This is a genomic window from Photobacterium salinisoli, assembly GCF_003614885.1.
In the GTDB taxonomy this organism is placed as follows: domain Bacteria; phylum Pseudomonadota; class Gammaproteobacteria; order Enterobacterales; family Vibrionaceae; genus Photobacterium; species Photobacterium salinisoli.
Genome location: NZ_QZMS01000007.1, coordinates 519,822 through 538,727, shown reverse-complemented (window position 1 = coordinate 538,727; position 18,906 = coordinate 519,822). Strand labels below are relative to the sequence as shown.

General features: G+C 50.5%; 18 protein-coding genes. 3 read left to right on the top strand and 15 right to left on the bottom strand.

Going from position 1 to position 18,906, the window contains the following annotated elements:
• Window positions 1–125 precede the first annotated feature (125 nt).
• Together D6M16_RS03195 and D6M16_RS03190 are read left to right on the top strand one after the other, a co-directional pair.
• Window positions 126–1,781: a VRR-NUC domain-containing protein gene (locus D6M16_RS03195; protein WP_162940909.1), complete on the top strand. Its 1,656-nt coding sequence runs from the start codon at window positions 126–128 to the stop codon at window positions 1,779–1,781.
• A gap of 122 nt (window positions 1,782–1,903) precedes the next feature.
• Entirely contained in the window at window positions 1,904–2,749 is an 846-nt protein-coding gene (locus D6M16_RS03190; RefSeq protein ID WP_240435515.1) for a pirin family protein, read from the top strand.
• A 98-nt stretch (window positions 2,750–2,847) separates the two neighbouring features.
• Here the strand turns inward: D6M16_RS03190 and D6M16_RS03185 are convergent, their stop codons facing one another.
• A complete protein-coding gene (locus D6M16_RS03185; RefSeq protein WP_120510535.1) occupies window positions 2,848–3,324 on the bottom strand; it encodes a DUF2947 domain-containing protein in 477 nt (158 codons plus the stop codon).
• A 169-nt stretch (window positions 3,325–3,493) separates the two neighbouring features.
• Window positions 3,494–3,712: a hypothetical protein gene (locus D6M16_RS03180; RefSeq protein WP_120510534.1), complete on the bottom strand. Its 219-nt coding sequence runs from the start codon at window positions 3,710–3,712 to the stop codon at window positions 3,494–3,496.
• A 477-nt stretch (window positions 3,713–4,189) separates the two neighbouring features.
• Here D6M16_RS03180 and D6M16_RS03175 point away from each other — a divergent pair, with 477 nt between their 5' ends.
• Complete coding sequence (locus D6M16_RS03175; protein WP_162940908.1) at window positions 4,190–4,972, top strand: DUF3108 domain-containing protein; 783 nt, start codon at window positions 4,190–4,192, stop codon at window positions 4,970–4,972.
• 14 nt (window positions 4,973–4,986) lie between these two features.
• On the opposite strand, the gene D6M16_RS03170 is transcribed toward D6M16_RS03175, so the two are convergent.
• From D6M16_RS03170 to adhP, 13 genes are all read right to left on the bottom strand, one after another.
• Window positions 4,987–5,238, bottom strand: a complete 252-nt coding sequence (locus tag D6M16_RS03170) for a hypothetical protein (protein ID WP_120510532.1) — start codon at window positions 5,236–5,238, stop codon at window positions 4,987–4,989.
• Complete coding sequence (locus D6M16_RS03165) at window positions 5,231–5,791, bottom strand: gamma-glutamylcyclotransferase family protein (protein WP_120510531.1); 561 nt, start codon at window positions 5,789–5,791, stop codon at window positions 5,231–5,233. The genes D6M16_RS03170 and D6M16_RS03165 overlap by 8 nt, the downstream gene beginning before the upstream one ends.
• A 51-nt stretch (window positions 5,792–5,842) precedes the next feature.
• Window positions 5,843–6,769: a 5-oxoprolinase subunit C family protein gene (locus D6M16_RS03160; protein WP_046219288.1), complete on the bottom strand. Its 927-nt coding sequence runs from the start codon at window positions 6,767–6,769 to the stop codon at window positions 5,843–5,845.
• Window positions 6,751–7,449 carry a 5-oxoprolinase subunit PxpB gene (gene pxpB / locus D6M16_RS03155; RefSeq protein WP_046219289.1) on the bottom strand — a complete coding sequence of 233 codons (699 nt, stop codon included), beginning with the start codon at window positions 7,447–7,449 and terminating at the stop codon, window positions 6,751–6,753. Before pxpB ends, D6M16_RS03160 begins: the two co-directional genes overlap by 19 nt.
• Window positions 7,446–8,186 carry a 5-oxoprolinase subunit PxpA gene (locus D6M16_RS03150; RefSeq protein WP_120510530.1) on the bottom strand — a complete coding sequence of 247 codons (741 nt, stop codon included), beginning with the start codon at window positions 8,184–8,186 and terminating at the stop codon, window positions 7,446–7,448. Before D6M16_RS03150 ends, pxpB begins: the two co-directional genes overlap by 4 nt.
• Window positions 8,187–8,263: 77 nt before the next feature.
• On the bottom strand, window positions 8,264–10,450 hold the full coding sequence (locus D6M16_RS03145; protein ID WP_120510529.1) for a methyl-accepting chemotaxis protein: 2,187 nt from the start codon (window positions 10,448–10,450) through the stop codon (window positions 8,264–8,266).
• Between the two features lie 311 nt (window positions 10,451–10,761).
• Window positions 10,762–11,487 (bottom strand): amino acid ABC transporter ATP-binding protein, encoded by a 726-nt coding sequence (locus D6M16_RS03140; protein WP_046219292.1) that lies wholly within the window; start codon window positions 11,485–11,487, stop codon window positions 10,762–10,764.
• Window positions 11,488–11,506: 19 nt separating this feature from the next.
• Entirely contained in the window at window positions 11,507–12,454 is a 948-nt protein-coding gene (locus D6M16_RS03135; protein ID WP_046219293.1) for an amino acid ABC transporter permease, read from the bottom strand.
• A gap of 78 nt (window positions 12,455–12,532) precedes the next feature.
• The gene (locus D6M16_RS03130; protein ID WP_046219595.1) at window positions 12,533–13,330 is read right to left on the bottom strand and encodes a transporter substrate-binding domain-containing protein; all 798 of its coding nucleotides are present in this window, start codon (window positions 13,328–13,330) and stop codon (window positions 12,533–12,535) included.
• A gap of 346 nt (window positions 13,331–13,676) precedes the next feature.
• Entirely contained in the window at window positions 13,677–14,174 is a 498-nt protein-coding gene (locus D6M16_RS03125) for a hypothetical protein (protein WP_046219294.1), read from the bottom strand.
• Between the two features lie 186 nt (window positions 14,175–14,360).
• Window positions 14,361–14,933, bottom strand: coding sequence for an elongation factor P-like protein EfpL (gene efpL, locus D6M16_RS03120; RefSeq protein ID WP_027252527.1), 573 nt, complete (start codon window positions 14,931–14,933; stop codon window positions 14,361–14,363).
• A 169-nt stretch (window positions 14,934–15,102) separates the two neighbouring features.
• Window positions 15,103–17,286 (bottom strand): vWA domain-containing protein, encoded by a 2,184-nt coding sequence (locus D6M16_RS03115; RefSeq protein ID WP_120510528.1) that lies wholly within the window; start codon window positions 17,284–17,286, stop codon window positions 15,103–15,105.
• Between the two features lie 331 nt (window positions 17,287–17,617).
• Window positions 17,618–18,634, bottom strand: coding sequence for an alcohol dehydrogenase AdhP (adhP, locus tag D6M16_RS03110; protein ID WP_120510527.1), 1,017 nt, complete (start codon window positions 18,632–18,634; stop codon window positions 17,618–17,620).
• Window positions 18,635–18,906 lie beyond the last annotated feature (272 nt).

The following is an 18,906-nucleotide window of genomic DNA, read 5'->3' as shown; positions in this document are numbered from 1 at the left end:
ACCATTAAAGAGCCATAAATGATCATGTTATGTTAATTTCATTTTGCTGCTTCTGGTATCAGAGCTTTACGGCAACGTGAGAAATTTCCACAATACATGGTATCCAATAAGCCATTGAGACAATGATGACTCAAAATACACCAACTGTGCTGGCGTCGGATTATTACCGCCACAACTTTGAGCTCCTGCTGCGCGGTGTCCGGCAGCAGTATCATGACTTATTGAGCCATTACGAGCACTGGTGGCTGAATACTTACTCCCTGCTTACGCCGGATGCCAAGCAACTGTATATCCGAATGTTGTCCCGCAAAGGTCGATACTTTCGTGTCAGCAAACTCAGCTACCCTGAAATCCGGAATAAAGAAAACGCCATTCAGGAGCTGGTGAGCAACAAACTTCTTACCTGCAATGACGCAAACTGGCCGGTTAATGAGATCTTGGATTTATTCACCAAACCAGAGCTGCTTAAGATCTTCAGCGAGAAACACTACCCTGAAGTGCACGCCAATGGCCAAGCGTTAAAGCAAGCCAGAAAATCGGCGCTCACCACAGCCATACTTGCCACGTCTCCGACCATATCGGCATTCAACGAATCCATCGTCCATGTTGAACATCAAGCGCACCTGACAACCTTTTTACTGTTGTTTTTCGGCAACCAATATCAGGATTTAAGCCAGTTTGTGCTGACAGATTTGGGGCTGCATATCTTTGAAAATTACCAGATCGACGCGACAACCCGTTTATTTCAGCAGCGGCAGCACATACTGGAATGGCTGTCCCTTGGGGCCTTAGCGGCCGAATACGAACAGCTATCGCTAAGCAAAGATGCGAAGGCATTGCGGCAGTTCGCCAGTTCCCTGCCCGGCCCCTGCACATGGTCGCCGCTTGAACGGCGCCGGCAACGGTTGTTCAACCGGGTTGCCCGGGATCTTGAACGCCTGGGCCAATATGATCTGGCGTTGTTTCTGTTTAGTCGCAGTACGCTGCCGCCCAGTCGTGAACGCCGGGTACGGATACTGGACAGACTGCAGCGCCACCCTACCGCTCTGGCTATCTGCCGGCAGATGCTGTCAGCGCCCTTTAATGAAGAAGAAGCCGAAGTCGGACAACGACTGGCGTACAAGCTCAGCCGTACCCTGAACCTGCCGGAGGCACAGACGGCCAAAGACAATTTCACGCAGGAGACACTCACACTGGCCGTCAGTGAAGAACGTGTCGAGTTAGCTGTTGCTAACCATTACCGGCAAGCAGGATGGCGTGTTCACTACACCGAAAATGCCCTGATATGTGGGTTATTTGGCCTGGCATTCTGGGACATTATTTTTGCCCCTGTTTCCGGGGCCTTTCTCAACCCCTTCCAGCGGGCGCCCCGCGATATGTACCACAGTGAATTTTCAGAGCGCAGGCGAGAAATGCTCACAGCCCGGCTCAGTGCCATCCGCACAGAAAGCTGGCACAACTGGCTGGCTGTTTTTCAGCAAAAGCAAGGGATCACTAACGACTGGGTAAACTGGGCCATTCTGACACCGGCTCTGATTGAGGAGACAGTGTCTTGCTTAAACGGCGAGCAGCTGTATGCCATGCTGTCGCGCCTGTTGTTCGATCCACGCCATAACCGCAGCGGTCAGCCTGACTTAGTGATGTTCAAAAACGGGCATATTCAATGGGTCGAAGTGAAAGGGCCGGGCGATTCCCTGCAGGCCAATCAGAAACGCTGGCTGCGGCTGTTTCAGCAGCTGGAACTGGATGCCAGAGTGAGCCATGTGGTCTGGCAAATGTGAACTGAATCAAGGATGGTAAAAATGACGTCAATTTTTAGAAAACAAAAGGGTTCAAATAGTCGTTTACTGTGAGTATAAGCTAAGCTCTATTCACAAGAAGTACAGAAAAATGGGTGGCGATCATGCAAGCGACGAGAACAATCAATAAAGTCCGCTACGGTCGGAAATCCGGGCCCATGACTGCTTACATTTACCGTGATAACCTTGCTGAACTTAACCCTTTCGTACTCTGGGATCATTTTGACGCCAATGGCATCAAACAGGAAACCGGCCTTGACTATCACGGCCACTCCGGCATTGAAGCGTTCAGCTACCCGGTAACGGGCACCCTGCATCATATTGATTCCTGTGGCTGCACAGTCACCATGCAGACCGGCGATCTTCAAATCATGACATCCGGCAACGGTGTCATTCACAAAGATACCATGCAGCCTCTCGGCGGCCGTGCTGAATCCTTCGCTCTCTGGACCGCCTTACCTGCCGGGGAGCAGGAAATGGCTGATGCCTCCAGTCAGTATGTCTGCACCCAGAACCTGCCACTGGTCGAAGAGACGGATGCAACAACCAAAGTGCTGATCGGTCAGTACAAAGACGCCACCAGCCCCATCGCTTCCAGCATACCGGTGACTTACCTGGATATTATGATTTCGCCTTACGGCGGCTGGTACTGGGAGCCGGATGAAGAGCTGGTCGCTGGCTTTGTCTATCTGCGCTCAGGATCGGTATATATAGGGGCAAACCAGCTTTATCCGCAACAAATGGGGATATTGAAACCGTCCGCATTACCCATACATATCAAAACCAGTCAGAAAGGGGCCCGCCTGTTTCTGGTGTTAGGCCAGCCGCTCAAACAACCTTTGCTCAGCTCTGGGGCATCGGTGCATTCCAACCAGGAAAATATGCATCTGGCCTGTGACAACATCACCAAACTGATGGGCGGCAAAGTCGGTTCTGAAATCAGTTCCTGAGCAGCCTGTGTTGTTCGCTGCCCGCTCTGCTGATACAGCCCGCCACGTCTTTTGTTATGTGTAACTAACAGCCGGTGGTGTTAACTGTGCATTGTTAATTAAACGGTTCTGTGGCCTATCTTGCAGGTGCCGTTTGAATGGAACCACACAGCCTGAGTTTTCTTTCTGGCAATCAGTAAGGGGCCATCATCGAAAAACAGGAAGTTTTTCCAGTTACGCTTAAACACCCCCCAGCTTGTCTCAATCAGGTTATATTTTTCATAACAAAAATAGACAGGGGTATTGTCTTCCCAGTCAAGGAAGTCTGCTAACGCCTCAGGTAATGCCGGTTCATCGTCATCCCACGCAGCTTGCCATTCGACAGTCTCTGTCCAGTTTTTCTCTTCACCGGCCCAGTCGCCTTTGCCGAAGTGATCCGAATCCGGGCTTTGGCTGCTGATGTGCTCGCGCCATAACGTGGCCGATCTGGCCTGAGACAAAGGCTTAATCTGTGCCAGATCCTCAGCCGGGACCGGCATAGAAGCATGGGTGAAAATCCATTTACGGGTATAAGTGTTGATGTCGATGTAATGCATTATCTGATTCAGAATAAAGTGAGACCGGGAAATGTACCGCAGATAAGGCTCTGATGCCAGAACCAGGCCATCAATGAAAACTAGTCTCGATAATCATCTCGGGGTCGATCCCGGAGCCGACAAGGGTCAGATCCTAACTGGCCTGACCCGGTCACGTCACTCACTCTGGTTACTTAGCGTTCCAGAAATTGCTGACCCAGCCACCCGCGCGGTCATCATAGTGATTGCCACTAAAAAGGTGTGTCTCTTCGCTGTGAGAATCCGCCGATCGGGATTCCAGTAACTGGTGGATATGGTTTGCCATTGGATCACTGCTGCCTTCAAGCTGCTTTCTTATCGCGACCTCCTTTATTATTTGCAGCCGATAGACACCATTTGCTTTTTTCATCCTGTCCTCCTGCTCATGGATCGAACCTTAACAATGCTCACTTTTTACAAGCTATGTACCTCAAGGGCCCATAAAACATAGGTTCCGATCCCCAAAGCGTCAAATTTCCGACATAAGGATGTCACATTGGTTTGTTAAGGCAGAAAAAATGACTCACCAGAGATCAATCAATTATGCAGCCACCCCGGTTGTTATCTTGCCAGCTACACTTAACACTTACGGTAAGCCACTGAATTTACTGACTGGGAAATGACATAAAAACTTCATAAATCAGATACGCTGCAAAGATACTTTATCAGGCATGCTTTACCGGAAAACCAGTCACTTACCGTACATCGGTAGCAGTAACCGGAACAGACGGCTTAAAATAGGTGTCTCATCTGTGGATTGCTTGCACAGTTCCATTAACATAATCAGACATATTGGTTACGCTTAAATAGGCCTTACTATCTGGCTGTGTACCACTGGGGAGGTTTCGTGAAAAGACTTACTTTGTCTGCATTGTTGCCGCTTTGCCTGGCATCTTCTAACCTTATGGCTTCCCCGCCCGTTGAGTGGCATCAGTGCGTAAAAACGCTGACCTACGATCTCTTCTACGGTAACCATAAGATAGGCTATTTTGAACGCAAGTTAAGCTGGCAAAACAATCAGCGCGTTGATATCCAGTCCACCAGCCGTCTGTCGGCCATTGTGGCCAAAACCCATTTTCAGCAACAAACCCGTGTTATCTGGTCTGATGTCAAAGGCTCTTTCCTGACTCAGTCTTTCAACCGCAATATCACAGGGCTGCTTGACGGTAACACCCGTGGCAGCTTCAATCAGGACGGAACCCGCTCAGACATTATTACGGATGGTGAGAAACTCAGCTTTGACAGTAATGACCTGCCGTTGCTGGATGTGGAAGCTGTTGCCAGCCAAATGCGGCTGAACCTGATTCAGGGTAAGCAGACCTTTGATTTCAAGATGCAGGAGTCAGACGAGGTTAATCACTACTTTTTCAGAGTCGCCGGCAAAGAGAAACTCCAGACCAATTACGGCAGTGTCGATACCATACGGGTTGAGCAAATTAAAAAGCCCGACAGAGAAGTCAAACTCTGGTTCTCCCCTGAGCTTGACTATCAACTGGTTCGCGGGACTTATAAACGTAAAATTCTCGATTTAAAAGCCGTATTGCGTACAAAGCGGGAAGTTTGCCCGCAAAGCTATTTCAGCAATAATCTTGATGAGATGACAGTCACCACAACCGTAAGCCCACCATAGCCTGCGCATCATGGCTATTTCTGGAATGCTTTGCCGCCAATCATCTTAAAGGCAGGCGTCCCTCGTATCAGGGTGTCGCGGGCAAACACTTGCTCACAATTCGGGCACTGGCAGGGCAAAAGCGTAAAATCTTTCACGATTCTTTCTTTGAAACACTTTACCAATGCCCCCTTTCCCCCTTTACGGTACTTAAACAGACGAGTGCGGCACTGACTGCAGAAAATCTCAACTGTGGTATCCGGCCCTTTCTTATTGGGCTTAGCCATGTATCCGCGCCGGAGAGATCAAGCGGTCAATCACGGGAATATGCGCATCTTCCACCCCGGCCAGATTGCCATATTTCGGTGACTCACGGTCATTTTCCAGCGGATGGTGCCAGCCGAACGTCGTTTCAATAAACGTCTTTGCAAACGCATCAGAAATGCTCAGGCATCCCGCCAGCACTGTGTCAACGTAGGTTTGCATAATGGGTTGATTCACGCAGGGAGGCGCTGGGTTAGCTTTCACATACACCCAGACAGGTGCGTCAAATTGCAAGATGCCATTGTGTGTAATCAAAGACGGATCCACTTCCACCCGAGAGTACCCCCTCTCCCTGCTGTCGAAATGCGCCAGTGTGTTATCTTCCACTTTCAGCAGCACGCCATTGCAGCGGCCTTCGCCCAGTGAGGCGACCAACGGCGAGATGGCATAACTTCCATCAACTTTGCCCCAATGGCGCTGCAAGCCCTCTACCACAGCCGGGACAGCCTGTCCTGTCTGCCCGGTCAGCTGGCGTGACGCGCGATTGATTAAGCTACCGTAGCCAAAGATAAACATGCTTTCCTCCATCGAAATTACCGGATTAACAACCTGGCCGGTCTGAGATGCCTAATACGGCAACCCGAAAAAGTGCGAGAAACGCTGCCAGGCTTTTCGCAATGATACCAAATCGCCACGAATAAATCGGATGTCTTTTCCGGGGCGCGCCTGTGCCAACCGGGGAAGATCAATTCTGGCGACGCAGCCGAGCTTAGGGTAACCACCTAACGTCTGCCGGTCGTTGAGCAGTACAATCGGCTGGCCATTGGGGGGAATTTGTACCGCACCCAGGGCAATGCCTTCTGAGACAATTCCCGGCGGGCCACCGAGTATGGCGTTGCCTTCCAGACGGCATCCCATCCGGTCACTCTCCGGCTTTACATGGTAATGATTATCGAAAAACTGGTTCCGGGCCTCTGGTGAGAAATAATCCCACTGAGAAGAGGCCAGCAGATGAAGTTCAATCGGCGTGTCATAATCGGGAATGAAACGAGGCGGCACATAGCGCGGACTATGCTGCACCAAGCTGGCCCGAATCGGTAACTTGTCGCCTTTTTGTAGCGGACGTCCTTCCACGCCACCTATCTGATTACGTACAACGGTTGACCGGCTGCCGAGCACGCTGGGCGTGTGAATGCCCCCCTGAACAGCCAGATACGCACGCAGCCCTGAACGTGCATAACCAAGCTGCAGTGTCTGACCCTTTCGCATCACAAACGTCTTCCAGGTATAAACCGGTTCGCCATCCAGACTGGCCTGCATCTCAGCCCCCGTCAGTGCACATTCGATATCGGCATGGGCTTTAAAGCTGGCCTGGCCCAGAGTGATTTCCAACTGAGCACAGTCCATCGGGTTACCCAGCAGGTAATTGGCCCAGCAGTATGCATGCATATCTGCCGCCCCTCCCTGACTAAGACCATGGCTGGCCACTCCCAAACGACCCGCATCCTGAACCAGTGTCAGCGTCCCTGGCCGTATTACTTCCAGTGTGGCCATATTTTCCCTCCCAGCGACTTAAAGGTTGATCGGTCTACGGGCTGAAAACAAACCTGATCGCCAACATTGAAAGGCGTCATCGGCTCCCGTTCCGGATTGAATAATGGCTTTGGACAGTTACCTATAATTTGCCAGCCGCCGGGTGACTGCGCCGGATAAACGGCAGTCTGACGGTTGGCGATCCCGACACTGCCCGGCGCCAGACTCAGTCTGGGCTCGGCATGGCGCGGCATGGCAATGGCTTCATCAACACTGGCGAGAAACGCAAAACCCGGTGCAAAACCGATGGCACACACGGTATAGGTTTGCTTGCTGTGCAGTGCAATCACCTCATCCACACTCAGCCCTTTGGCTTCAGCCAGCGGGATAAGATCCGGGCCGACATCAGGATGATAATAAACCGGCAGTTCAATCGACTTCCCGACTGTCGTCAGAGGCTTATCCTGCCATTGATGGTGACAGAGGCTGATACGTTCCCTGAGCAGCCGTTCGGTAATCTTATCCGGGTGAAAATGAATCAGGATAGAGGTATAAGAAGGTACAATTTCAATCAGCTGATGCGGAAAATCGGCCTGAAGCTGGCTGGCCAGCCTCCCTACCAAAGGAGTAAGGCTCAGATCTATCTCATCGGCCAGATGCACCATCAGGCAGGTTTCCGACACTGAATCAAAGCGAATCATAGCGCTATCGCCTTTCTGATATCAGCGATGGTTGCGATCGATTCCGGATTGTCCCCGTGTACGCACAAGGTATCGGCATGCAAAGCAAGAACAGATCCGCTGTGTGTGGTAACTGTGCCTGAAGCCAGTTCCATAGCCTGCTGCTTGATTCTGGCCGCATCATGATGCACGGCACCTGGCTGGCTGCGCGATACCAGATTGCCTGCCTCATCGTATGCCCGGTCGGCAAAGGCTTCGAACAGCAATGTCACACCGAATGCCTGCGCGGCGGTTTCTGTCTCGCTGTTGTCTGCTCTGGCCAGCACCATAAGGCTCAGCGGCGATGGCCGCAGGCGGTTCATGGCGGCGATCGCTGCCAGAATGGCGTTCAGTACGTCCGGTTTGGCCATCATGTCGTGATAAAGGGCGCCGTGAGGTTTGACATAGGACACGCTGGTGCCATGCAGTTGGCAAACCGCGTCAAGGGCGCCGGTCTGGTAGGCCACCAGATGGCTGATAGCCGCCGGACTGTGCGGAATACTGCGCCGGCCAAAACCCGGCTTATCGTCGTACCCCGGGTGCGCTCCTACCGTCACCTGATGCTCTACTGCACAGGCCACGGTGTCAGACATAATATCCGGGTCAGAAGCATGGAAGCCACAGGCAATATTAGCCATATCCACCCAGGGCATGACGGCCTTGTCATCGCCCATTTGCCAGCTTCCGTAGCTTTCACCCATATCACAGTTCAGTTTCATGCGAATCCTTAGCACTCGTTCATGTCATCATCCTACCTGATTAAATTATAACGAGTTTGTCAAAGATTCACCGCCAATCACCTATTTGTTCTGTGACCCGGCAACAGATCAGGCGCATGACTGACATCAGAGCCCGAACTGACTTCGAACCTGTCTACCATCTGGCGCAAGCGGAAAATGGCGTTCTGAACCAGCACAGTACGGCGACTGAGCTGCTGTGACGAGCGGGTCAGCAGCTCAGTGGAGTGCTGAGCGGCCTGTGCCGTATCATGATGGCGTTCGCTGTTTCCTGCCAGCTGGTTGATCACCTCAAACATAGCTTCAACCGCCTGCCGCATCTGTTTGTTGCGCTCTCCGGCATCAATCACAACTGTGCTTTGCTCCACATCCCGGATCCCCTGCTCCATCGACTGCACAGCCGCTGCCGATTCAAGGCGCAGTTTTTCCATTAACGCACCGATATGGTTCGCCGCCTCTGAAGTGCGGCTTGCCAGCTGGCGCACTTCATCCGCCACCACAGAAAAGCCCCGTCCATGCTCACCAGCCCTCGCCGCTTCAATCGCCGCATTTAATGCCAGCAAATTGGTCTGCGCCGTGATATCGGTGATCAGTTTTACAATATCGCCAATCTGGCTCATTTCGCTGTTCACCCCATTCACACTCTGTGCTGAACGCTCAACCACGCCTTTGATATTGTTGGTGTTAGCAAGCGCCTGCTGATATTCCTGCTCCGCCTCTACCACGACCAGATGCATGACATCCTGCATCTGATGCGCCGACACTGATGCTGAGCTGATATCGCTCTGCTGACTGCCCGCAAGGTTCAGCATTGCTGCAATGGCAGTCGAAGTATCATTCGCGGCGCCGTCCATCCGCTCGCAACGGCGAAGCATGGACTCACTGACTTCCCGCACCTCATTGGCCGCGTGTATCATTTCACTGATCACTCCATCCAGATTGTCGATGAAGCTGTTGATCCAGCGTCCCATCTCACCGGTTTCATCGGGTTTGAAGCGTTCGGCATTCAATCGCTGCTGAAGATTGCCGTCGCCTTCTGCGAGCGCCTGAATCACAGAGGTCATTTCCTGCATTTGCCTGACCAGCGGACCTGATGCCGTAAAACGAAATACCAGTAAGCTCAGCAAGGCGGTCAGAGCCCCCAGGCCGGCCTGAGCAAAGAGGCCCAGCCCCTGAGTAACGCTCATCAGCATAGGGAAGAAAATCGCGGCCGCGCTGCACATGAAAAAGGTTTTGCTGAGCCGGTAATGCAAGGATCGGTGGCGGTAAACTTCCTCCAGATCCGCTTCGCACATCATCCCCCAGCGATCCGGCGAGCCCGGCAACTGAAAAGTCACCCCTTTGCCGATCACAGGAATATGGCGATAATCTGAGTAGCCGGGGTAGGACACGAACAGGTTTTGTCCGTGCCGGATTGTTTCCCTGACTCCAGGATGCAGCTCTCCGGTGGCAGGATCGGTAAAGCGGATTTCAAACTCAGTATGCCGGTTGACCCTGACCGTTCCGTACTCGGTGTGAATACCGGATTTCAGATTTTCGCCGTGAGAGAAGGTGTCGTCTTCAAAACGTGAGCGTGACAGGGCCGTGCCTGGCAGCAGTTGCGGATCGAACGCAGAGTTCACCATAAAAATATAGTTATCGCCCGATTCAGGATAGATATGCCCGGCTTCGCGTTGAATTAAATCACTGATGACATCGTTAGGCAGCCTGGCACACAAACACCCCTGAACCTGATGTGTGCCGTCTGCCTGAGTCACAGTCACCGGCTGATAAAACATCAGGGTGACGGCATCATGAAACGAAGAGGTAGTGCGGCCCAGCCGCTCAGTGGCTTCGTCAACATAAGGGCCGTGCAGAAAACGCGCCTTAAGCCCGTTCTGCAGCGCTTTTTGCGCCGCCAGCGTTTGCCCCCGGTGCCCCTGATAGGTAGAGGCACAAATCAGGCCATTACTGTCAGTGATAAACAACTCAGAGAAGTGCGCCGCCCGTCCTTTCAGCCTGAGCAATGCGTCATCGCGTTCATCTTCGGCTTTAGTGGCCAGATACAGAGCGGCATCCTGCAAGAACAGCCATTGGTTCTCCACCCAGGTTTCTAAAATTCTCACCCGGGTGAGTGCCACACTGGTGAAGGTTTGTTGCAAATCATCCTGACGCTTACGATTGAGCCAGCAAGCCCGTCGCATGGCCAGTTTTCCCGTACGCCCCCAAATGGGTAACCAATGTTTTTCCTGAGCGGACAAATCCATTGTGCAAACTCCCTGCATCTCGCATTTTATGTGTCGTGTTTGTCGTAACTTATTGTTGTTTATATCGACTGGCTGCAATTTCAGTGCCACTGCAATCGATGTTTTCAGGCGGGAATTGCGTAATATTTACGCCATCAATGCACCAATAAGGTTCAACCAGGACAACTGTGCATCTTTAGGGTGCAATACAATGATTTTATTATGGAAAGCAATGAGCACCGCCATAGACAATGGTTCAGAGGGGATAACGAAAAGGCAGACTCACAGAGTCTGCCTTTGGTTTTTACGCCTGTAAGAATAACGTGTGGCTGCTAGAGAATTTTTGACAGGAACTGGGCCAGTCGCGGATGCTTGGGCGAATCAAAAATGTTCTCGGGCGAATCACTGACCAGCAGTTCACCCTCTTCCATGAACAGCACGCGATCAGCCACTTCACGGGCAAAGCCCATCTCGTGCGTCACCACCACCATGGTCATACCTTCTGCGGCCAGATCTTTCATCACATCCAGCACCTCGCCGACCATTTCAGGGTCGAGCGCAGAGGTCGGCTCATCAAACAGCATCACATCCGGCCGCATTGCCAGTGCCCGGGCAATAGCCACCCGTTGTTGCTGGCCACCGGATAGCTGCGATGGATAGACATTCATTTTGTCTGCCAGACCGACCCGCTTGAGCAGTTTTTCAGCTTCCGGCTCTATCTCCGCTTTCGTGCGTCCCCTGACCTTCTGGGGTGCCAGCATCACATTGCCTTTCACCGTTTTATGAGGAAACAGATTAAACGATTGAAAGACCATGCCAACGTTCGCACGCAATTCGTTGATATTGGTGCTTTTGGCGTACATGTTCATCCCATCAATCTGAATCTGCCCCGAGGTAATCACTTCCAGCTGGTTGAGCGTACGCAGAAAGGTCGATTTACCCGAGCCTGACGGCCCGATGATGACCACTACCTCGCCACGCTTCACCGTTGCACTGACATCTTTCAGGGCATGGCACAGATTGGGATAAATTTTATTAACCTTGTCGGCGACTATCATGTCGTCGCCCTGATATGTATTAGTCACTGCTCGCCAACCTCTTCTCAATTCGCTGTACTGCCCACGACAGGCTGGTTGTCAGGAGCAGATACAGTCCTGCAACCACAAACCACACCTCAAAGGTGGCGAAACTGCCGCTGATGACCTCACGGCCTGCCTTGGTCAAATCGGTAATCGAGATGACCGATACCAGAGATGAGTCTTTGATCAACGTAATCAACTGACCCGCCATAGGTGGCAAGGTGCGTTTAAAGGCCTGGGGCAGGATGACATACATCATTGCCTTGGGGTAACTCATGCCCAGCGAGCGGGCCGCTTCCATCTGCCCTGGCGGGATCGACTGAATACCGGCCCGGATAATTTCCGCAATGTAGGCACCGGTGAAAATGGACAACGCCACCACACCTGCCGTAAAACGCTCCAGTTCGAAAATCGTCCCCAGGAAAAAGTACACGATGAAAATTTGTACCAGTAAGGGGGTGCCACGGATGATTTCAACGTACAGGAAAGCCAGATTTTTGGTCACAGGATTATGGGAAATCCGCATTAAACCGGCCATCAACCCCAGAATAATGGCAAAAAAGAGTGAGAGCACCGAGATTTTGAGGGTCACCCATAACCCTAGAGTGACCGGACCAATCGTCCACTGATTGCTGCTTGCAACCACATCACCTTCAAACACCAGATCGCCCTGTTGCACCAGGCGGGCATCATAAGCGGGGATCTGCTGCGGCACATTGCTGTAGTCAAGGTTGATGGTAATTGAGTTATCAGCGTTGATTTGAACCGTGCCATCCCCCTGCGCCCTAAACTCTTTAGGGGTGGTATCAACGATGAATGGCAAGACACGGTGCCATTGCCAATTGTAATTTATGCTTTGCGAAGCCTGGTACAGCCCCGTCATCAGCAGCGCCATGATGACGACAAATACAGCTTGCCAGAGCCATCGGTTAGACGTCCTAATCATATACTTCTTCCTTAGGCGTGTCGGAATGAGAAAACAGCGAGATTGCACGGCTGGCTCAGCGGCCAGCCGTTATCGGGTTTATTGCACCTGGCTCAGCCAGCTGTTGTCTTTAAACCATTTGTCGTAGATGCGCTCATACGTCCCGTCGCCTTTGATCTGACGCAGGAAGTTATTGAGGAAGTTCAGCATATCCATATCGCCCTGGGCGACCGCCCAGCCTAAGGGTTCATAAGTGAATGGCTGCTCAAGGTGGACCACCTTGCCGGTATTCTGCGAGGCATAAATAGCGTTAAACGGCATGTCGTAAATGAAGGCATCCGCTTTGCCGTTTGCCACTTCCAGCACGGCATCAGACTGAGTTTCAAACACATTGAGCTTAGCTTTGCTGATCATACGCTTGATTGCTTGCTCGCCTGTGGTGCCAAGCTTAGTCGCAATGGTGTATTTGCTGTCGTTCAGGTCTTTGTAGCTTTTGATCTTACCTTCAAGCTCAGGATTGAGCAGAATAGTCTGACCGACAATGATGTAGGGTTCTGCGAAATTTACGCGCATATTGCGCTGCGCATTGATGGTCATACCTGCATTAATAATGTGGCACTTACCTGTCAGAAGAGTGGGAATAATACCGTCCCAGGCGGTGTTAACCGGCACATATTTCACCCCCATCTGGCGGGCCATCATTTTACCGATATCAATATCAAAACCGACAAAAGAGCCGTTTTTGCTTTTCATTTCAAACGGCATATAACCGGCGTCAAAACAGACGCGAAGCTCGCCGGTTTTAACAATATCATCCAGTACCGGGCCTGCAGTGGCAGACACTGACGTGCCTAACAATGCACAGGCTGCCACAACACTGCTTACAAATTTACGCATAGACATCCTTGTATCCTTATCGTTATCAAAATGCTGATGTATCGAACTAATACGAGGATGGTTATAGCAAATTAAATCTTGCAAACTCAATTGAGATTGAACAGAAAACAATCAGGGCAAATTTCAGCCTCATGCTGATTTATGGCATAAATAGTCATATTGATGGCATTAGCCAGTACTAAATCACGATATAAACAGCAGCGGGTAGCACAGATTGCGGAAGTTGAAGCCAATCACAATGGATGATATTTAAGTTGATTATTTGACAGTGGGCTCATTATTAACAAATTTAACACCACGGATAACAGGAAAACCTACCGATACGGCAGACAGATAAGCAAAAATATTATAAATCCAGATATGTGACACACAGTTCATTAATATCAATGCTGTCAGGCATTTCATTCAGCGTTTTTGCCACTGCCCTGTCCTGTATGCCTTCAATAACACGCAGACCTGAACCTTCATCCGCCCGCAGCGCATTCACACTGTCATCACTTAAAAACAGCAACCATAAAAAACCATAGAATGTGTGAATACGACTGACATCTTCTCTGGCATATACCTCTTTGCCCTGAGCTTCGATCGTGACTTTGCTGTGTACTTCAGACAGCCAGTAGGTCGGAAACAGTCCTAAGGTATAAGTGGCAATAATGCCGGAGATGTTTTCATCAGCGTAGTCATTCTTCGCATCGGTATACACTTTCATTTCATAATAGGTGGGCGTATACCGGCACTGATCAAGATAGGTATCAACAACGACATCTTCCAGATCGCCTCCCACATATCCGGCACAACCCTGAAGCATAAATAAAGTAATGAGGCTGGACAGTGCCTTTTTCATATTAACTCTTCCGAACAGAAGCTGGGTCAGCAGATAAAAGTGTGTTGCATATCTTAACGATAGTTAATGGCAGTGCAAACAGAAGCAGGCATGCTGGGAGGCTGTTCAAAAAAAACCGCATAACAAAAGTGTCCGGCATTCAGGGAGCACATCTTGCTGCGGCTTTTTCCAGCAATGCAGAGAAATTTACTTCTCTACACGGTTCATATATTTGTGTTCCAGGGTATTCACACGAATGCGATCACCGGTGGCAATATACTCTGGCACCTGTACCGATAAACCTGTGCTCAGCACAGCAGGTTTTGTTCGCGCACTGGCAGAAGCCCCTTTGATGGAAGGGTCGGTTTCTACAATTTCCAAATCAACGGTAGACGGCAATTCCAGCGCCACCGGCGCACCATTCACTACCAGCACATGCAGGCCCTGAATGTCTTCTGTAATAAACAGCAACTCTTCTTCAATCACATCTTTGTGGAAGTGATAAGGGGTGTAATCCTCATTGTCCATGAAGATATACTCTTCACCGTCAATGTAAGAGAAAGACGCGGCATGGCGACTAAAGTCTGCCAATGTGATGATGTCATCGGCTTTGAAGCTCACATCCGCTTTCGCGTTGGTTGCCACATCATACATACGCATACGGTAAAGGCTGTTACCGGCGCGGCCACTTGGTGTTAGTTTGTTGATTTCTTTAACAAAATACACCTTACCTTCGTGTTCAATAGCTGCAGACTTTTTAATATCACTTGCCTTAGGCATAGTCATAAACTCCAGATAGACATTTGTCGCGAGAAAATAGCACGAAACGGTATGAAGACAAGTAGACAGTGAAAAAAAAGTGACCTTTCTTACCGTTCCACTTGAACAAACGAAACAACACGCTAAAAACAGCGGGCTGACCCCTGTCAGCCCGGCTGTGATGCATCATTTATGGTGTGGTTTGTACATATTGATAGGCAATAGTAATTGTGGCACCTACCGCCGGAATCGCGGCACCGGTGAACACAACAGCTTGCGACAACGGATAGTACTGCCAGCCATTTGCCGTGCTGCGCTGTACCGCAACACCATCCACTTTCACTGATAAAGAAGAAGACAGGATCTGATGGGTTGCGGCCAACGACAATTTGTAGCCTGCACTGGTTGCCCCTGCATTATTTGCCACCGTATTCATGAAGTTGTCGTATTCGGAAATCAAATCAATGTTCAGTATTTTTCCAAGCGTAGATACCGCTAAATCATCATATTGACTGATACTGGCATGCCCCGGTTTCACAATGGCATAGACGCGATAGCCGTTATCCACGAACAGGTTTTGACTTGGGTCAAACGGCGGATTATTGCCGTACTGACTTGGCTCATCACTGACAATAATGACTGAAAGTGACGCGCCAACCCGGGGATATCCGGCCTGAGTGACCGTCCCGTTAACCGGATCCAGTGCCTTCTCAGCAAAAAATATCCCTCGCTCCGTCGCACTCCCGTGAGTACCCGGGATGAAGTCCGCTTCAATTTGCGTCGCATCATGGGTAAACCCAACGCCACGTAGCTGATCCGAGTCTGTTGTGATCGTACCGACCTGATAATCGATTCCGGAAGCCCCTATGGTTTGAATAAAACTTTGAGTCAAGCGGCTCAGCTCATTCTGTTCATCTGACATGCTGCCCGAGTTATCAATAACAAAGAAAAAATCTGCTTTCGAGCGAGTCTGTTCAACAGCGGTGAACTGATCTGACTGTAACAGCAAGGTTGAACCCAGCGCCGCACTGATAGTTTCGGATGTCGTGGCACTGATGACATCCGCATAACGTCCGACATGATTTTTATCCACCAGTGTGGCCGTCATAATCAGGCTATCTTGCAACGGGTTATAACTCACAACCAGATCAAACTGAAACGACGAGACTGCCACTTCTGTCGACGCTGGCATTAACGTATCTGTCGCGCCACCAATCACATTCACAGCCATTTGCTGAAGCAGGAGATGGAGCAAATTGGTTGGCAGCATGGCAGTATTGAGTGTGATGTTATAGCTGGCAGACACATTGCCATTTTCCAGCACAGTCTGAGAAAGCTGTTCGATCCGATCTCCCGCTGATGGTAAATGCTGGCTGACCGCATTCACCATGGTTTGCAAAATTTGCTGAGCTGTAGTGCCCTGATTCAGTGCGCCTCGTTCAACGACAAAGCCCACCAGCTCAGTCTCTTCCGGTGTTGGAATTGCCATCATTCGCGAACTCGCAGACTCCGTTTTCGGATCCCCGTAAATCACGGTGCCAGAGATATCCCCAGTCACTGGCGACATCGTAAAATCATCCGGCAGAAAGACCTGACGGGTTTCAAGCGACACTGTTTGAGTGGCCGACGGAGCTTGGCTGACCGTGATCGTAATCGATTTTGACTGCAGTACCTGCTTACCGCCGGCGTTCTGCTTTTCAATACTCACCGTGAATGTAAACTGCCCGAGATCCGGACCCGCCTGCAGATCCAGGATATGTGGCTCGCTACTGCTTCTTGGAGACAACAATTTACCGTTCTGATCTGTCCATTGGATCTCATCCACTTGCGAAGCATTGGATATCGTTGCCTCAAGCACAGAAACACCGTTACTCACTACTGTCGCAGGCGAGGCAGTCAGCGCATTAATCACAGACTCCGGCGCATTCAGCGTTCCGTCGCTGCAGAGAATTTCTGTGTCAGTAATTTCATCACTGTCCAGTATCTGATTGTTATTCTTATCCACTCCCATGTAGATCTTCTGCCCGCCTGCCGGGCAATTCACATCCTCTTTGGCAATAAAGGCAATCCCAACCAATGCCTCATCAAAGATTGGGTTCCCTTCACCATCTGAACTTTGCTGACCGTCGTTACATACATACTTTGACGATACGTATTCTGCCTCATCCAGCTGCGCATTCTGGTTTTCATCGTAACCGGCAATAATCCGCAGCCCCCCGGAGGCGCAGTGCGAATCGTTGATAGCTAACGCTTCCGTTCGAATCAACGCATTTCTCTCGGCTCCGGATGAATCATCATCTTTATCATCATCCCAGCAGGCAGTTAATACGCTGGTCAGTACTGCCAGCATCGCGATTTGAATATCCTTTCTCATGTTTTCACCTAACACATTGACGTTTATTTGTTCTGTAAACACAACAAATCACCATCAACACCTGATGCAGAACATCAGGCGTACGTCAGACAGACTTCGATTTGATATGGCGGCAAGCTGCACAAGCTGATAAGTGCAACTATGCAACAGAGTGTGGTTTAGTTCATTGAGAATTGGAATCTGTGCGGGTATTTCAGCTGGTGAAATTCATAATTTCACCAAAAAAGTTTGATGTAATCGACACCATTGACATTCAACAAAGACGATAACGCCGCTGAAAATAAAATCCCTCCGGGTTTGCACCAAGAGGGATTTAGCCAAAGTCAGATGATTATGACTCCAGGTTCATCACTATTCGTCCTGTGATTTCACCTTTGATCATGTCATCAAAAATCTCATTAATATCTTCCAGCGCTTTCACTTCAGTAATGGCTTTCACCTTGCCTTCCGCGGCAAATTGCAGGCATTCCTGTAAGTCCTGACGCGTGCCGACAATTGAGCCAATCACTTTGGTGCCATTCAGTACGGTATCAAAGATAGGTATTGGCATGTCTTCCGGCGGCAAGCCCACCAGCACACAGCTGCCACCACGGCGCACCGAGCGGTAAGCCTCTTCGAACGCAGGCTTGGACACTGCCGTACACACAACACCATGCGCGCCGCCCACCAGCCGGTGAATGGCTTCGGACGGCTTTTCTTGCATGAAATCGATACAGTGTTCAGCGCCCAGTTCTTTCGCCAGCGCCATTTTCTCGGCGCCGGTATCCACCGCGATGACGTTCATTCCCATGGCTTTGGCATACTGAACGGCCAGGTGGCCTAAACCGCCCACACCGATAATAGCGACCCACTGGCCAGGTTTGACCTCAGTCACTTTCAGCGCTTTGTAGGTGGTCACCCCCGCGCAGAACAAAGGCGCGGCATCGACATAAGACAATCCGTCCGGAATTTTCACTACATATTCACCATGCGCCAGGCAGTACTCAGCATAACCGCCATCGACAGAATAGCCGGCATTTTGCTGATCCAGACACAGCGTTTCACGACCGGACAGACAATACTCACAATGACCGCACGCCGAATACAGCCAGGGCACGCCTACCCGATCACCTATCTTGAGATGATGGATTTCACTGCCCACCTGGACAATTTCGCCGACCCCTTCATGGCCCGGCACCAAAGGCATTTTGGGTTTCACCGGCCAGTCGCCGTGACAGGCATGTAAATCGGTATGACACACCCCACAGGCATGAATTTTCACCAGTATGTCACGGGGTTTGACAGCAGGCAGAGGAATATCTTTGATTTCCAGTTTCCCTTTGAATTTATTCACAACAGCGGCTTTCATGTCTGCGACTCCTTACGAGTGGTTGAACAGCCATTGTTGGTGAAAAATTCACCCTTTTTATAGATCTGGATCAATACACATCAAGTTGAGTATTGTTTTGGTGTTCGGAAGGACAAAAATGTGAACATCGGCACAGGCTTTACGTTGAATACCTGCATAGTAAAAAGACATTCAGCACGACTCAGCCTGATTCTTCAGTAGAGCCGCGACAGTGTTTAAAAAATTTTCAGCTGCGGGTGTGCTGTCTTCCCTGGCAATAACGCGAATATGTC

Bases quoted from the DNA above. Each gene is read 5' to 3' on its own strand.
- D6M16_RS03185 (WP_120510535.1), bottom strand. From the start codon at position 3,324: ATGCATTACATCGACATCAACACTTATACCCGTAAATGGATTTTCACC.
- D6M16_RS03125 (WP_046219294.1), bottom strand. From the start codon at position 14,174: ATGAAAAAGGCACTGTCCAGCCTCATTACTTTATTTATGCTTCAGGGT.
- D6M16_RS03145 (WP_120510529.1), bottom strand. From the start codon at position 10,450: ATGGATTTGTCCGCTCAGGAAAAACATTGGTTACCCATTTGGGGGCGT.
- adhP (WP_120510527.1), bottom strand. From the start codon at position 18,634: ATGAAAGCCGCTGTTGTGAATAAATTCAAAGGGAAACTGGAAATCAAA.
- D6M16_RS03135 (WP_046219293.1), bottom strand. From the start codon at position 12,454: ATGATTAGGACGTCTAACCGATGGCTCTGGCAAGCTGTATTTGTCGTC.
- D6M16_RS03180 (WP_120510534.1), bottom strand. From the start codon at position 3,712: ATGAAAAAAGCAAATGGTGTCTATCGGCTGCAAATAATAAAGGAGGTC.
- D6M16_RS03190 (WP_240435515.1), top strand. From the start codon at position 1,904: ATGCAAGCGACGAGAACAATCAATAAAGTCCGCTACGGTCGGAAATCC.
- D6M16_RS03160 (WP_046219288.1), bottom strand. From the start codon at position 6,769: ATGGCCACACTGGAAGTAATACGGCCAGGGACGCTGACACTGGTTCAG.
- D6M16_RS03150 (WP_120510530.1), bottom strand. From the start codon at position 8,186: ATGAAACTGAACTGTGATATGGGTGAAAGCTACGGAAGCTGGCAAATG.
- D6M16_RS03170 (WP_120510532.1), bottom strand. From the start codon at position 5,238: ATGGCTAAGCCCAATAAGAAAGGGCCGGATACCACAGTTGAGATTTTC.
- D6M16_RS03165 (WP_120510531.1), bottom strand. From the start codon at position 5,791: ATGTTTATCTTTGGCTACGGTAGCTTAATCAATCGCGCGTCACGCCAG.
- D6M16_RS03130 (WP_046219595.1), bottom strand. From the start codon at position 13,330: ATGCGTAAATTTGTAAGCAGTGTTGTGGCAGCCTGTGCATTGTTAGGC.
- D6M16_RS03115 (WP_120510528.1), bottom strand. From the start codon at position 17,286: ATGAGAAAGGATATTCAAATCGCGATGCTGGCAGTACTGACCAGCGTA.
- D6M16_RS03140 (WP_046219292.1), bottom strand. From the start codon at position 11,487: ATGATAGTCGCCGACAAGGTTAATAAAATTTATCCCAATCTGTGCCAT.
- pxpB (WP_046219289.1), bottom strand. From the start codon at position 7,449: ATGATTCGCTTTGATTCAGTGTCGGAAACCTGCCTGATGGTGCATCTG.
- D6M16_RS03195 (WP_162940909.1), top strand. From the start codon at position 126: ATGACTCAAAATACACCAACTGTGCTGGCGTCGGATTATTACCGCCAC.
- efpL (WP_027252527.1), bottom strand. From the start codon at position 14,933: ATGCCTAAGGCAAGTGATATTAAAAAGTCTGCAGCTATTGAACACGAA.